The following is a 15,133-nucleotide window of genomic DNA, read 5'->3' as shown; positions in this document are numbered from 1 at the left end:
ATCTTTTGTCAACATATTTTTTTGCTTATACTTCTTGATTTTCCAAGACCTTTTTCTTTAGGGCACGACGCAGTATCTTTCCAGTTGTATTCTTCGGCAATTCTTCTAAAAATTCTATAGAAGAAGGAATTTTGTATTTGGCTAATTTTTCTTTACAATAAGCCAATAAATCTGCCTCCGTCAAATCTGCATTTTTAGGTACAATATAGGCTAAAACTTTTTCTCCAGTATTTTGATCAGGTACACCTAATACAGCCGCTTCTACAATGTCAGGGTGGTCATAAAAAACCTCTTCTACTTCTCTTGGATACACATTATAGCCGCCAACAATGATCATATCTTTCTTACGGTCAACAATGTAGAAGTACCCTTCTTCGTCCTTTTTAGCAAGGTCACCTGTATATAACCAACCTTCCTTTAAGCAAGCAGCTGTTTCTTCAGGCATTTTGTAATATCCTTTCATAACATTTGGCCCTTTCACAACAAGCTCCCCTACTTCACCTACAGCAACTTCTTCACCTAATTCATTAACTACTTTATTTTCAACATGAATAATAGATGTGCCAATCGACCCCGGTTTTCGTGGACGATCTAGTGGATTAAAGCATGTGACTGGAGAAGCTTCTGATAAGCCATAGCCTTCAGAAATAACCACATTGAATTTCTTCTCGAAATTTTCTAACAACGCAACAGGAAGTGAAGCACCTCCAGAAATACATAATCTCATAGATTGGAAGACTTCAGGATTGCCTTCAGGATATTGATAAAGAAAATTATACATTGTAGGAACGCCGGCAAACACAGTTGGCTTGTATTTTTCCACTAAACGGAAAATTTCTTTTGGACTAAATTTAGGGTCTATTAAGATCGTTGCTCCACTTATAAGTGGGGCATTCAAAGCAACCGTTAAGCAAAACACGTGAAACATAGGCAATGTTGTAATTACTGTGTCACGTTCATTAATCTGCAAATAGTCCGCGACATCACTTGCATTACTATACAGATTACGATGAGTTAACATCGCTCCTTTAGGTTTACCAGTTGTTCCTGAGGTATAGAGTATGATCGCAACATCATCAGGAGTAACATCTGCATCAGCAAATGTAACATTTCCTTTGGCAACAACCTCTGAAAACGATTTCAATTTAGAGTACACCGACTTATCTTCCAATGTTGACAGTCCGTTTGATTGACCGGTTTCGCAGACAATATAATGCTTAATATCTGTTAATAAATGATGCATTTTTTCTGCTAATGGTAATAATTGCTCAAGCATAATCACCGCTTTTACATCGCCATCTTTTAAAATATAGCCAATTTCTTCAGGCGTATAGATAGGGTTTACCGGTATTACCTTTGCCCCTAGCTTTAACGCACCATATAAACTAATAACAAAATACGGCGAATTACCCAGTAGCAAGGCAATATGATCACCTTCTTTAATACCTAATGACGAAAGTCCAGAAGCAAACCTAGTTACTTGTTCATCAAGCTCAGCATATGTACTTGCTTGATCCATAAAATAATACGCATTCTTTTCTCCATTTTCTAAGGCAATCTTGTGAAGCTGACTTGTTAAATTCAAGTTTCTCCCTCTTTTCTGAATGAATAATCATTCATTTTTATAATATAAATTTTCTAAATTTATTATATTAAAAGAAATTTCAGGATTCAAGTAGTCTAGTGAGATCTACTTTGTTTTTTTCTTTATTAATCAAACAAAAAAGCATAAAAGCTTTTCATCCCCCAAACGGTGAAAATACTTTCATGCCTTAATAATCACAGACTGATACAGCTCTAGTACACTAAGTTAATAAAGTCTTCTAAAGTGATATTACCGAAATAATGTTTTATATTTACATCAGCTAGCGCCTTTTCAATTTCACTTTTTTCATAGCGGATGCCTTCTAACTTTTCTTCAATATCAGTTACATCTCCGACACCAAAGAAATCACCGTAAATTTTACATTCAATAATTTGCCCTTTTGTTACATTCAATCTAATGTCAATAGAACCTACTGGAAACCTTTTAGAATGCTCATAATCAAATTTTGGTGACTTGCCATAGTTCCAATCCCATTTTTGATATCTTTGTTCTGAGATTTTGTGGATTTCTTCCCAGTCTTTTTCGGTTAGACGATATTCACTTACTTCACTACCTTCAAATATATGTTGCAAAAGCAATTGTCTAAATTCTTCGATAGAAATTTTCTCAGTTAAAAATTCAGAGATGTTTGCTACCCGGCTGCGAATAGATTTGATTCCTTTTGATTCAATCTTATCCTTTTTCACTTTAAGTGCAGAGACAACGTTTTCAATTTCTGAATCAAGCATTAATGTTCCATGACTAAACATTCTCCCTTTTGTAGAGAACTGTGCATTTCCAGAAACCTTTCTCCCGTCTACTGTCAAATCATTTCTTCCACTTAATTCTGCATTTACACCTAACTTTTTTAGAGCAGTAATCACTGGTTCAGTGAATTTCAAGAAATTATGAAAGCTTTCACCATCATCCTTTGTAATGAAACTAAAGTTTAAATTACCAAGATCATGGTATACAGCACCACCACCAGATAAGCGGCGTACTACATGCAGTCCATTTTTCTCAACGTATTCTGTATTGATTTCTTCAATCGTATTTTGGTTTTTACCAATTATGATTGATGGTTTATTTATGTAGAACAATAGATATGATTCATTAATATCTAAATTTTTCAACGCATACTCTTCAATAGCTAAGTTAATGCGAGGATCTGTAATTCCTTGATTATCTATAAATTTCATGTTTCCACTCCTTTAAATTTCAAAAGTCATGCCAAAAGCGGCCAGACTAATCGGTCCTTTGTACTCTGTTAAAGCTTCATCCTTTAACGATTCTATATTACCATAATGGGGCAAATGGGTTAATAGCAGATGCTTCACTTTGGCTATTTGTGCTAACCGACCTGCATCGAAGCTATTCATATGTCCCGCATTTTGACCATCTTGATGTCCATAAAAATTACACTCACATAGAAGAAGATCCGCTTCGTGAGCGAAAGTTTCTAACTCTTCTTTATATGAGGTATCACCTGTGTAGACAATTACTTTATCATCAACTTTTATGCGCATGGCATAGCACAATACGGGATGATTGGTTTGTTGAAAGGTAATCGTGAACGGGCCAACTTCTAAAGGAAGACTTCCATTAATGGGTACACCTTCTGATATATTTTTATAATTTAACTTTTGAAATTCATATTCATTTTCATCATGCCCATAAATAGGGAGAATACTTGTCTTGTTTCCTAAGAATCCTTGAATTAATCGAGCGTGTTGTAGTACACCTATATCAGCATGATGATCTGGGTGATAATGGGAAATAATGACTGCGTCTAACTCCTCTGGCTGTTTAATTTCTTGCATTTTTGATAATACAGCACTTCCACAGTCAATTAATAATGTGAAACCATTATGTTCTAAAAGATAACCAGCACTTGCTTCTCCTACTTTTGGATAACCTCCACATGCACCTATAACCGTCAACTTCATACATTTCCCTCCTTTTGATTCATCTTTAACTATACTAAATCATGCCCATTTTTTCATTTTTTCAAATTTGTATTGAAACAGTTATTGACTAAATAAATCTGTTATAATACAATATAAATATTAAAACAATTCAATTAACAATAGGAGGCTTCAACCATGGTTCAAAACATTTTAGAATTCTTTAGGAATCTCCCCCAAAAGCAATGTGCTGAATGCGGGAAATCCATCGAAGAGCAACATGAATGTTACGGTAATAAGTGTGACCATTGTTTAGGTGTCTCAGATATGTAGAATACTAGTTTCCCCATCCATTATTATATAAATCTCATGATAATTAAAAGAAGAAGGCGTGCTCCCCTTAGCATGCCTTCCTCCATTTTCATGGCAAACAAAATGTTATGTTCAAAGTTTATAAGGGAGACCTATATTACTGGCAAATTGAATAATAGTAACGAGCACGCTCCGAGTTCAGCAATCCATCTAGCAGGGATTGACTAACAAATCAAAGTATAAAGAATAAATACTGAAATTACGTTAAAAAACAGCTTAGCTTTTCTTTCCGATTTTTGATCTAAATGACATAAAAAATGCTTTTGCTCAGATTTTTGTTTGAAGTTTTGATTTGAGTGACTTTTACTTGGATTTTAAAATCGACACAAAAACTGTTCATCTAAATTACTTTATTAGAAACAGCAAAAAACCAGTCCACACTGTATATGCGAACTGATCTGATTATGATTCATTTATGATTTTAAAAGCCCTTGAAACACATACCTTTCCATTAGCTCAGCAATTTCACTTTTCGAAAGTGGGGCATGCTGCCTTTCCCAATCAAAAATGAGTGATATGTATAACTTTAACATAATAAAGGCAGTCAATTCCGGATCGCACGGTTCGATTTCCCCTTTATCAATACCTAATGTTTTTACTTTTTCCCCTATGTAAGAAATGATTTCTCTTTCCATTTTGTTCGTCATCTCTATAACTGCAGTGGTTCCCATTTCTTTTCCCTCTTGGAACAGCTTAATTGTTAATTGATGCTCTAGTCTGTATTCCAAAATGCGATAAAGAGCTAAATGTAAATTCTCTTGTAAAGATAAATCCGTTGACAAAACCTGTTCTGCCTCTATTTTCATTTCTCTAATAAGGGCCGTAATTATTTCATCGAATAATTCTTCTTTATTTTTAAAGAAAGTGTAAATGGTCCCTTTCCCTACATTAGCGATTTTGGCTACTTGCTCCATTGTTGTGGCTTTATAGCCAAACAGAGAAAATGATTTTGTAGCAGCTTGAATAATTAATTGTTTCCGGTCAATGGCCATCTATTTCTCCCCTCTCTATGACCAAACTGTTCACATTGTCAAAAAACCCTTAAAAAAGTAACCGCTCCTTTATGAAAATAAAAAAAGCGGTTGCAATCCATTTCATTACTTATTTTTCAATCTGTACAGGACAACTGTTGCTAAAGCATCAATAAACGCCGGATGACTATTTGGCATTTCAGGACGATAGTAGGCAGCTCCTATTTCATCAGTAACTACCTTACATTCATAGTCATTATCATATAACACTTCTAAATGGTCAGCGACAAAACCAACTGGTGCATAAATAAATGCTTTATAGCCTTTTTTTGCATATAAATCTCTCGTTAAATCCTGTACATCAGGTCCTAGCCATGGATCAGGTGTATTTCCTTCACTTTGCCAACCGACAGCAAATTCACGAACACCAGCTTCTTTAGCAATCAACTCAGCTGTTTCTTGTAGTTGATCAGGGTATGGATCACCATATTCTTTAATCTTTTCTGGTAAGCTATGCGCTGAGACAATTAATATATATTGATCTCTTTCCTCAGCTGACATTTTAGCAATTTGCTTCTTCACACCATCTGCCCAAAATTGTATAAATTTCGGTTCCTTATACCAACTATCGACTGAGTAAATTGTTGGTCCACCAAGCGTCTGAGCTTTATCTTCTGCCCGACCATTATAAGATTTAATGCTAAAAGTAGAATAATGGGGTGCCAGAACAAGACTAACAGCTTTTGTGATCCCATCATCATGCATTTGTTGTACTGCATCTTCAACGAATGGCTCTATATGCTTTAACCCGATATAAGCTTTAAATTCATATTGGTCTTGAATCTTATTTAATTGTTCTTGCAGTGATCGCGCTTGATTCTCAGTTATTTTTGCTAATGGCGATATTCCTCCAATCGCTTTATAGCGACTCTTTAAATCTTCTAACATTTCTTCCGATGGCGTTCTACCATGTCTAATATGTGTGTAGTACCGTTCAATATCTTCTTCTTTGTAAGGTGTTCCATAAGCCATGACTAATAAACCAATTTTTTCTTTATTCATTCTTACACCTCTTTAAAAATGATTACTTTTTCTTTTATTATTTCCCTAATTGTTCCTTAGAATAACTATGGATAAATGATGTGAGTTTTTTTAATGTCTCAGGGTTTACTTCTGGGAAGACACCATGTCCTAAGTTAAAAATATATCCAGATTGACTCATACCCTCATCAAGAATAGCACGGACCTTTTTCTCAATTACTTCCCACGGAGCAAGTAACATAGCTGGCTCTAGGTTCCCCATCACTGTCTTTGAAATACCTCTTGACCTTGCTTCACTAATTGGCAACCTCCAATCAAGCCCTACAACATCTAATGGAAGGTCATTCCATTCATTCGCTAAATGACTCGCACCAACACCGAACATAATAAGTGGTACCCCTTCATCTTTCAAGCCAGTAAAGATTTTTTCCATGACAGGTTTAATATAAATACGATAATCTTCTACGTTTAATGCACCGACCCACGAATCAAAAATTTGAATGGCACTAGCACCCGCTTTAATTTGTGCCTTTACATATGTGATGGCCATTTCACCTAATTTATCCATTAGTGCAAACCAGGCTTTTGGTTCTGAATACATAAACGCTTTTGTCTTATAATAATTTTTAGAAGGTCCACCTTCGATCATGTAACTGGCTAATGTGAATGGTGCACCGGTAAATCCAATTAACGGTACAGATAATTGTTCTTTAGTTAATAACTTAATCGTATCTAGAATATATGGGACATCTTCTTCAGGATGTATCTCGCCTAACTTCTCTACATCTTGCATCGAACGAATTGGATTATCAATGACTGGGCCTACTCCAGATTTTATTTCTACCTTTACACCGAGACTTGGAAGCGGTGACATGATATCCTTGTACAAAATAGCGGCATCATTGTTATACTGTTCTACAGGAAGTCTTGTTACATATGCGCATAATTCAGGTTGATGGGTAATTTCGAACAAAGAGTATTTTTCCTTTATTGCGCGATATTCCGGCTGTGACCTGCCTGCTTGTCTCATATACCATACAGGCACATAATCAGTCTTCTCTCCTCGAGCCGCCTTAAGGAATGTATCATTTATAGTCATTAAATAACGTCCACCTTTCAATTGCCTTATGTATTTACAATACAAATAAGCTTAGAATTATTCTTATTTAGTAAATGTTCACATTAACTATAACTTTTTTCGGTGTTTATTGTACAGTACCCGCACCAAATGTCGAAAATTTGACGTTTTTATCATCAAAAACGAGGTGAAATAGTAATGAATCTTCACATGACAAGTGGCACTAGAAATTTTCTACTTCCACTCATGGAAAAATTAAGTAAAGAGAATATCGTTCTTATGCAAAATAGTCAGAATACCCTGTTAGTACATGAAACAGAAAGTAAAAAAAGTAAATTTCAACAACCAAAATCATATCAGATCCATGATTCAACCGGAGACCTTCACAGAAGTAAATTTATCGCTATTCAATATATCCCCGTAACTGATGAAAGAAAGCCCATTTTCGAATTCAACTATCAGCAATTCTCTTCAAGCTTTACAAATACAAATGGTTTCCAAGCAGCTAGGGTTTTAACCCCAATGAAAGGGAATACTTATGTAATTATTACAGCCTGGGACTCCGAATCTTCATATAAAAATTGGGAAAGCGCCAGTCCTATAGCAAAAAAAATACAGAAAGAACAAAGTAGTAAGAAAGAATTACTGACAGATCCTGCCTATACCAGTTTTTATTATATACAAACAACAGATAAATAAAAGCTTTCTCATTGAAAAAACATAGGTAAAAGGTCAATGAACGTAAAATAAAAAAACCTTACTAGAAGAAGCTGAGGCTACTTTCCTTCGCCTCAGCCTATTCATTTTCTATCACTATATTAAAAACATCGCTACAATTGTCGTTACAATTAAACCAATGACGACAGGAAGAAAATTACGCCTCGCTAACTCAAATACATCCACTTTACATATAGCGGCAACAGGAATCATCGCCCATGGAATTAACGCTCCGCCACCTACCCAAATTCCTGCAATTTGACCTAATGCCGTTAATGTTGCTGCTCCACCACCAATCGCTGTACCAAACAAACTGCCAATAGATCCAGCCAAAGATATTCCTGAAAAACCTGAGCCATCCAAACCAGTTATTGCACCTACTACCATTAATGTAATCGCACCAACTTGTGCAGTTAATGGTACAACAGATGCAAGTGCAACACCTAAGTCGTTGACGATTCCATGTGAATGTTCAGGAAGCTGCTCTCCAATGATGGCCTGAAACCCAGCATCTCCCAAATAAAAGAACGCAGCAATGGGTATCACTGGTCCAAATACTTTAAATCCGAATTGAAATCCTTCTACTAAATAAGTGGTTATTTTTTCGAGACCTTTATGTTTATGAGAAAATAATGTGATTGTGAGTAAAATGAGTATGGCTGTACCCCCAATTAAAGCGGTTGCATCTCCTCCTTGGAGGTCAAATAAAAACATAACTACCACATCAAAGGCAAATAAAATGGGAATAAGAATAGCAAAAACTCTTTTTTGTATAGGGGTAAGTAAGTTTGCTTGCGGTAAATCAGTAGGTAAATCCGTACTTTCCGTGACAGCAGTTGACATATTTAGCTTACCTGAATTCATATCCCTCTTTATAAAGAAAAACGCTGTTAAGGTGGTGACAACCCCCATAACAATAACAAGAGGAATACTAGCCGAGATCACATCACTAACTGGTAACCCGGCTGCATCTGCTGTCAGTTTGGGGGCAGCTTGAATAACAAAATCTCCTGATAATGCTATCCCATGACCAAATAAGTTCATTGACATCGCTACCGCTAATGCTGGTAGACCTGCTCTTAGAGCGACTGGTAATAACACTGCACCAATTAAAGCAACTGCTGGGGATGGCCAAAAGAACCATGAAATGCCCATCATTAAAATACCAATTATCCAATAAGCTAATGTTGGTGTTTTAATCAGTTTAGTAAATGGTGAAATCATGACATCATTAATGCCGGTTGATGTTAATGTTTTACTCATACCTACAATAATTGAGATGACCAATATTGTAGGTAGTAATTCCGTAATAGCAAAAATAAAACTGTTAAAAATTCCACTAATCGAAGAATTAATCGAATTCGTTGCTGTGATTGCAATTAAGAATATCCCAACTATACAAATAAAGGTGGTATCTCTTCTCGCAACCATAAATCCAATAATTAATAAGATAAACACTACATAAATCCAATGAATGGCTGTTAATTCGATGCCCATGTTCGTCACTCTCCCCCCTCATCCATTTATTAGGCATATGGCCTAATGGATTACTTTAAAATATGTTTGGGAGTAAAAGTTGTGTGTATCACCATTCGACATGACTAATTTTTTTGTCGGAATTCCCCGGGAAATATGTTTAATAACAAAAAAGCCACAGAATGAACATCTGTGGCATTAAAATTTCAGTTATTTAGTTGGATTCTTCTTAGCCGATAAGCATTTTTAGCTGCCGTCCCTAATTGCTCCAACAAATGAAAATTTGCATATGCACCAACTACCGCACCAATTCCAGGAATCATTTGTAACATCTTAATTAAGTCAATATGGTCCCTGTATTCTTGTTGAAACACCTGCCAGTCCATATCTAAAAGTTCTGCTTTTTTATTTTCCCAATCTTCTACGATATCCATTGTTTCTCTACGTTTATCATCGCTGGAAAAAGCTAATTGGAAAATGTGAAGTATAAATAATCTTTCTTCATATTCTGATGTATCATAGCCATAGATCATTGCTGCATCAAATAGAAACTTCATTTTTATACTTAGAAGCAGTGGAAAATCTGCTAACCCACCTAAAAAACCAACAGCACCTGTTCCTGCTCCTTCAACAGAAGCGGTATTTCGGTATTTAATCAGCGTCTCTGTTAACTTCTCATCCTGCTCCTGTAAGGTAAGCGCTATATGAGAAGGTCTCTTTGATGTATATTCACTCCCCCATAATGTGGCTTTTACCATATGCTTTATAGCATCTGTTATCAAGTGATGAGCTTTTTCTGGTATCAATCCATTGAATTTATCCTGTGCCTGCTTGGATGTTCTTTTCCATAATCTTGACTTTTTCCGCATTTGATAGAGCCAATCTTTTACTTCTCTTGATACAACATCCTCATAACTCCCCATAATATCACACACTCCATTATCAATTACTTTTATCACCCTACGATTGAGAACGCAATGTTTTCATCATATAAAGATATGCATAACCGACAGCTACTAACCCACTTAAAACGAGGACAGCAAAGCCTACAAAGAAACTCCCTTTTATCATAAGAATGAGCGCATAAATGATGGCTTGAATGATAAGTATACGAGCAATTAACCATTTAAAAGAGTTTTCGCGGATTTTTATATCAACTGGGTAAAGGTCTATCCATAACTTATTCTGGTGTTGCTTCCATAATGGTATGAGTTGAAATCCTGTCAGATAGATAAAAAGCATGGCAATAACAACTTGCGCGATCCCATTATGAATAAAATATAACAACACACCGCCAATGGCTGTTAAACGGAAAAAGATACCTAAATAATCTCCCGTTCGGAGAAAAGTTCTTAAGTATAAATAATGATAGGTGTTTTCCTGCTGATAGGAAACCCATTGTAACAACCAGTCCAACCATTTTCTCCGCTTAATTTGATCACGTAAATGCGGTACATCTGTAAACATATTTGCCACTCGATAAAACTTAGCCATTTTTCTCTCTTCAGACTGAATGAGGAATTCCCATTTTAATCCTTTTCCTTTTGTTTTCTGATAGAAATACAAATAAAGGAGTAAAAGAATACCTATTGTAGCAATCGTGAACCCAATATGTGCTGAGCTGAATATGAAAAATAACAAAGCAACATTGATTACGAATCTAACAAATGAGTCAAAAAGATGCGTCGTATGATCCATTTCATATTGGACTCGCCAACGAATAAGCATATTCACACCTTTTACTAACAACAAAATAATTAAAAACGGTAAAAACGAACTGAAATCCCCTTGATTTACACTTGCATACATCGGCATTAATACTGCCAAGCCGATAAGAATTAAATAGGACGATAATAAAAAGCTAGTTAATATTGCTTTCTTGAAATACATACCTAGTTTGTTCTCTAAAGGAAGTAAAAACACACGATCTGCTTCTTCTAAAAAAGTATAAATAGGGCTATATGTAACGATAAGACCAAGTAGAATGGCCATAATTTCAGCCACTGGAAAATCCGAAGGGAGCGTTTTTAGCCATTCTTGATACGAATAGGCTACTGTACCAATAAGAAATACCATAACAATAACGATGTGCCCATTAAAAATATATTTTAAGTAGCGACTTAGTTCCTTCGCTCTTTTCGCTAAACGGTTCTTCCAAATACTTTGTATATCATTCATAATTTTCTTCCTTTGTTAACTGGATATATAAATCATCTAATGTAGCACCGGGCATTTTAAATTGTACCCTTAGCTCTTCTAATGTGCCCTTCGCTCTAATTTCACCTTCATGAATGATCACAAAGCGATCACAATACCTTTCTGCCGTTGCTAATATGTGCGTGGACATAAGGATACCTGCACCGCTATTTTTCATTTTCTCCATTAAATCCAATAATGATTGTATACCGAGTGGATCAAGCCCAACAAAAGGTTCATCTACAATATATAAGGAAGGTTGTACAAGGAAAGCACACATAATCATTACTTTTTGTTTCATTCCTTTAGAGAAATGAGCAGGAAACCACTTTAAGCGCTTTTCCATTCTAAATTCTTTTAGTAACTGTGCTTTTCTTTCCTTTAAGATTTCACGTTCAAGTCCATAAGCCATTGCCGTCATTTCTAAATGTTCATCTAAAGTTAATTCATCATACAAAATCGGTGTTTCTGGAATAAATGTATATTGTCTACGATAAGCATCTTTGTTACTTAAGAATGATTTTCCATTAATCGTTATCTCGCCTTTTTGTGGCTCCATTAGTCCAATAACATGCTTTATTGTTGTGCTTTTACCTGCACCATTTAAGCCGATTAATCCCACGATTTCATTTGGTTTGACATCAAAGGAAATACCCTTTAAAACGGGATTTCTCGTATAACCACCTGTTACCTCTTGAATATTTAATAACGTCATTTGATCGACCTTCCTTGTAAAAAGTTATTCTTATTGTAAGTAAATTAAAACCATATTGTAAAGAAAACAACTATTTTTTCAGGTGATGCATATCTATTCGTTTTACGGGGATTATAATTTATGAAGGGGAACACAAATCAACATTCATTATTTCAATGAATGAAATTGAATGAGGTGTCTACGGCAGACAATTATCTTTCAAATCGATTGTAGCTTCAAATGCAACTATTAAAGGAGATGTTTTTATTGCACAAATGTAATGAAAACGCATTGAGCTTTTTTTAAACATTTAAATCGCTTTACCGAAAGTGGTTTAAATCATCATTTTAAATGAGGTGTTTATTAAAGATACCAATTACACGTAATTTGTGATGGTAGTTCTTCAATGCATTTTAACAAAACTTTCAAATGAGGTGTTTGTTAAAGAGTATTTCCAAGAGTAGAAGCCCAAGAAGCATTCCCCTTCAATTTCGGCAGGATTCTTATTGAATCCTGCTTCTTTTATTTATGATTTTTCTTAATTTATGATAAAATATGGTCAATTCGAACATAAGGGAGATGAAAAGATATGAGTGATTGCATCTTTTGTAAAATTGTAGCCGGGGAAATTCCCTCAGCGAAAGTGTATGAAAATGAGCATGTCGTTGCATTTCTAGATATCAGTCAAGTAACAAAAGGACATACATTGATCATTCCAAAGGTACATAAAGAAAATATTTTTGAATTAGATGAAGAAACAGCCCGCCACGTATTTGAAGCAGTTCCAGCCATTAGCCGGGCGCTTAAAGAAGAGTTCCAGCCTGATGGATTAAACACGATTAATAACAATGGTGAAATTGCTGGCCAAACGGTTTTTCATTATCATATGCACCTTATTCCTAGATATGGTCAAGGTGATGGTTTAGGTGTCGTCTGGAAAACACATACTTCAGAATATACGCCTGAAGACCTACAAAAGATGTCACAGCAAATCCACAGTCATTTATCATAAAGGTTGTATCAGGCACAGAAAAATCTGTGTCTGATACAACCCATTTACAAGTATTCCTGCTAACCTTCCATATAGATGTTTCTACACCAATAAATATTTCTTTTTCCCCTCTCAATCTCATTTTCCTTTGTAACCCTCCTCTTCGCGAAAGAATCCTGACTTAAACTATTTCTAAAAAAATTCGCAATCTTTTTAATTAAGCCTGTACAAATATGTTTTTTTTGATAACATAATGATATCTTTATTTCGCTACAGCGATATAGTACAACATTGTGAATGATGGAGGGAAAAGCATGAAACGAGCATTTAACTTTAATGCAGGGCCAGCGACTTTGCCATTTGCTGTCCTAGAAAAAGCAAAAGAATCTTGGCTAGATTTTAATGGAACAGGTATGGCTTTAATGGAGTTAAGCCATAGAAGTAAAGACTATGAAAAAGTACATAACAAAGCTATTGCCTCATTAAGAAACATCCTATCCATCCCAGATGATTATGAAGTTCTTTTTCTACAAGGTGGAGCGAGTTTACAATTTTCTATGATTCCGATGAATTTATTAAAACAAGATCAGACCGCAAACTATATCCTTACTGGTTCATGGTCAGATAAAGCATTAAAAGAAGCCAAAAAGTTGGGTTCAACCCATATTGCTGCTTCAACGAAGGAAACGGGCTATCATCGCATTCCTGAGCTAGAGGAAATCAATTTGTCAGATGATGCTGCTTATCTCCATCTAACGAGCAATAATACGATCTTTGGCACACAGTGGCACCAATTTCCAAATACACAAGTCCCGCTTATTGCAGATATGTCAAGCGATATTTTGTCCCGCCCACTGCAAATAGAGCAATTCGATCTAATCTATGCAGGAGCGCAGAAAAATTTAGGACCTTCTGGGGTAACAGTAGTTATTATTCGTAAAGAACTCATTCAAAGTCAACCTGCACTACCTACGATGTTAAGCTATGACACGTATGCAAAAAACAACTCTTTATACAACACACCTCCAACACTAGCCATTTACCTTCTCTCTCTAGTTTTAGAATGGGTAGAAGAAAATGGTGGGATCGAAGCCATTCGTAAGAGAAATGAAGAGAAGTCTTCCCTTTTATACAATATGATTGATAATAGTAATGGTTTTTATATAGGGCATGCCGATGAGAATAGCCGTTCTCATATGAATGTGACTTTTAACTTAAAAAGCGAAGATCTTTCTGCAAAATTCCTTGAAGAAGCGAGTCAAGCAGGATTTGTTGGATTAAATGGGCATCGCTCTGTTGGTGGTTGTAGAGCTTCTATTTATAATGCTGTTCCATTAGAACATGTAGAAGCTTTAGTATCATTTATGAAGAACTTCAAAGAAAAATATTAACCATAAAATAGATATGTTCATATGATATTTGTGATGTTATAATATACAAAAGTTCTCGCTGCAAGCAATGAGTGCATTGTAGGAGAATATAGCTTAAAAGAGATGAGCCTTGAGGAGAGATGAGAAAATGAAGAGTAAAAATATTGTGGCCCTTGCCCTATTGGCAGGAATGGGTGTTGTACTACATGCCATAACTCCGCCAATTATTATGGGTGTAAAGCCTGACATGATGTTAGTCATGATGTTCTTAGGCATTTTATTATTTACTGACATCAAAAGCGTTGCTCTTATTGGACTTGTAAGTGGTATTCTTTCAGCCTTAACCACAGGGTTTCCAGGAGGACAAATTCCTAATATTATTGATAAGCTGATCACTGCCTTTATATTTTATGGTCTGCTGTCACTGTTAAAAAATATCAGCGCTAAATCAATTGTCGCTATTGTCTTAACAGCGATTGGCACACTTGTATCCGGATTTATATTTTTAACATCTGCTTATATCATTGTTGGTCTACCAGGTGCGTTTATCGCGCTATTTGCAGCAAGCGTCTTACCAGCCGTAATATTAAATGCAATTTTAATGGCGATTCTATTCCCAATAACAAAATCTATTAATAAACGTACTAAATTAAATGAACGTACGATTCATTTATAGAGCTTCCCCACCTGCTTGTAATTGCAGGTGGTTTTTTTATGTTTAATAAAGCTTGAAAGCGT

At 35.5% G+C, this 15,133-nt stretch carries 15 protein-coding genes; 5 read left to right on the top strand and 10 right to left on the bottom strand.

From position 1 onward, the window contains the following. Nucleotides 1–25: 25 nt before the first annotated feature. From MHH73_RS07615 to MHH73_RS07605, 3 genes are all read right to left on the bottom strand, one after another. Nucleotides 26–1,585, bottom strand: coding sequence for a fatty acid--CoA ligase family protein (locus MHH73_RS07615; protein WP_191814755.1), 1,560 nt, complete (start codon nucleotides 1,583–1,585; stop codon nucleotides 26–28). A gap of 212 nt (nucleotides 1,586–1,797) precedes the next feature. Continuing rightward, the gene (locus tag MHH73_RS07610; RefSeq protein ID WP_191814753.1) at nucleotides 1,798–2,784 is read right to left on the bottom strand and encodes a lipoate--protein ligase; all 987 of its coding nucleotides are present in this window, start codon (nucleotides 2,782–2,784) and stop codon (nucleotides 1,798–1,800) included. A gap of 12 nt (nucleotides 2,785–2,796) precedes the next feature. Next, a complete protein-coding gene (locus MHH73_RS07605) occupies nucleotides 2,797–3,531 on the bottom strand; it encodes an MBL fold metallo-hydrolase (protein WP_191814751.1) in 735 nt (244 codons plus the stop codon). Nucleotides 3,532–3,687: 156 nt separating this feature from the next. On the opposite strand from MHH73_RS07605, the gene yhfH reads away from it, so the two are divergent. After that, nucleotides 3,688–3,822: a protein YhfH gene (gene yhfH / locus MHH73_RS07600; RefSeq protein ID WP_191814748.1), complete on the top strand. Its 135-nt coding sequence runs from the start codon at nucleotides 3,688–3,690 to the stop codon at nucleotides 3,820–3,822. A gap of 452 nt (nucleotides 3,823–4,274) precedes the next feature. On the opposite strand, the gene MHH73_RS07595 is transcribed toward yhfH, so the two are convergent. The 3 genes from MHH73_RS07595 to hemE form a co-directional block, all read right to left on the bottom strand. Continuing rightward, complete coding sequence (locus tag MHH73_RS07595; RefSeq protein WP_191814746.1) at nucleotides 4,275–4,853, bottom strand: TetR/AcrR family transcriptional regulator; 579 nt, start codon at nucleotides 4,851–4,853, stop codon at nucleotides 4,275–4,277. A 105-nt stretch (nucleotides 4,854–4,958) separates the two neighbouring features. Then, nucleotides 4,959–5,894, bottom strand: a complete 936-nt coding sequence (hemH, locus tag MHH73_RS07590) for a ferrochelatase (RefSeq protein WP_191814744.1) — start codon at nucleotides 5,892–5,894, stop codon at nucleotides 4,959–4,961. A 37-nt stretch (nucleotides 5,895–5,931) separates the two neighbouring features. After that, complete coding sequence (gene hemE / locus MHH73_RS07585; RefSeq protein ID WP_191814742.1) at nucleotides 5,932–6,972, bottom strand: uroporphyrinogen decarboxylase; 1,041 nt, start codon at nucleotides 6,970–6,972, stop codon at nucleotides 5,932–5,934. Nucleotides 6,973–7,149: 177 nt separating this feature from the next. Between hemE and MHH73_RS07580 the strand changes: the two genes are divergently transcribed. After that, a complete protein-coding gene (locus MHH73_RS07580) occupies nucleotides 7,150–7,650 on the top strand; it encodes an antibiotic biosynthesis monooxygenase family protein (RefSeq protein ID WP_191814740.1) in 501 nt (166 codons plus the stop codon). A 114-nt stretch (nucleotides 7,651–7,764) separates the two neighbouring features. Here MHH73_RS07580 and MHH73_RS07575 read toward each other — a convergent pair whose 3' ends face one another. From MHH73_RS07575 to MHH73_RS07560, 4 genes are all read right to left on the bottom strand, one after another. Beyond that, on the bottom strand, nucleotides 7,765–9,165 hold the full coding sequence (locus MHH73_RS07575) for a hypothetical protein (protein ID WP_341065924.1): 1,401 nt from the start codon (nucleotides 9,163–9,165) through the stop codon (nucleotides 7,765–7,767). A gap of 185 nt (nucleotides 9,166–9,350) precedes the next feature. Beyond that, nucleotides 9,351–10,067: an EcsC family protein gene (locus MHH73_RS07570; protein ID WP_191814736.1), complete on the bottom strand. Its 717-nt coding sequence runs from the start codon at nucleotides 10,065–10,067 to the stop codon at nucleotides 9,351–9,353. Between the two features lie 37 nt (nucleotides 10,068–10,104). Continuing rightward, nucleotides 10,105–11,322, bottom strand: coding sequence for an ABC transporter permease (locus MHH73_RS07565; protein ID WP_191814734.1), 1,218 nt, complete (start codon nucleotides 11,320–11,322; stop codon nucleotides 10,105–10,107). Continuing rightward, a complete protein-coding gene (locus tag MHH73_RS07560) occupies nucleotides 11,315–12,055 on the bottom strand; it encodes an ABC transporter ATP-binding protein (RefSeq protein ID WP_191814732.1) in 741 nt (246 codons plus the stop codon). Before MHH73_RS07560 ends, MHH73_RS07565 begins: the two co-directional genes overlap by 8 nt. Nucleotides 12,056–12,623: 568 nt before the next feature. Here MHH73_RS07560 and MHH73_RS07555 point away from each other — a divergent pair. From MHH73_RS07555 to MHH73_RS07545, 3 genes are all read left to right on the top strand, one after another. Continuing rightward, nucleotides 12,624–13,046: an HIT family protein gene (locus MHH73_RS07555; RefSeq protein WP_191814730.1), complete on the top strand. Its 423-nt coding sequence runs from the start codon at nucleotides 12,624–12,626 to the stop codon at nucleotides 13,044–13,046. A 293-nt stretch (nucleotides 13,047–13,339) separates the two neighbouring features. Further along, nucleotides 13,340–14,416 carry a 3-phosphoserine/phosphohydroxythreonine transaminase gene (gene serC / locus MHH73_RS07550; RefSeq protein ID WP_191814728.1) on the top strand — a complete coding sequence of 359 codons (1,077 nt, stop codon included), beginning with the start codon at nucleotides 13,340–13,342 and terminating at the stop codon, nucleotides 14,414–14,416. 127 nt (nucleotides 14,417–14,543) lie between these two features. Further along, on the top strand, nucleotides 14,544–15,071 hold the full coding sequence (locus tag MHH73_RS07545) for a tryptophan transporter (protein WP_191814726.1): 528 nt from the start codon (nucleotides 14,544–14,546) through the stop codon (nucleotides 15,069–15,071). Nucleotides 15,072–15,133: the final 62 nt, after the last annotated feature.

Origin of the sequence: Cytobacillus sp. FSL K6-0265 (genome assembly GCF_038003465.1) — a bacterium.
GTDB lineage: Bacteria > Bacillota > Bacilli > Bacillales > Cytobacillaceae > Cytobacillus > Cytobacillus stercorigallinarum.
The sequence above is the reverse complement of the archived record's forward strand: the minus strand, read 5'-3'. Positions and strand labels throughout refer to the sequence as shown.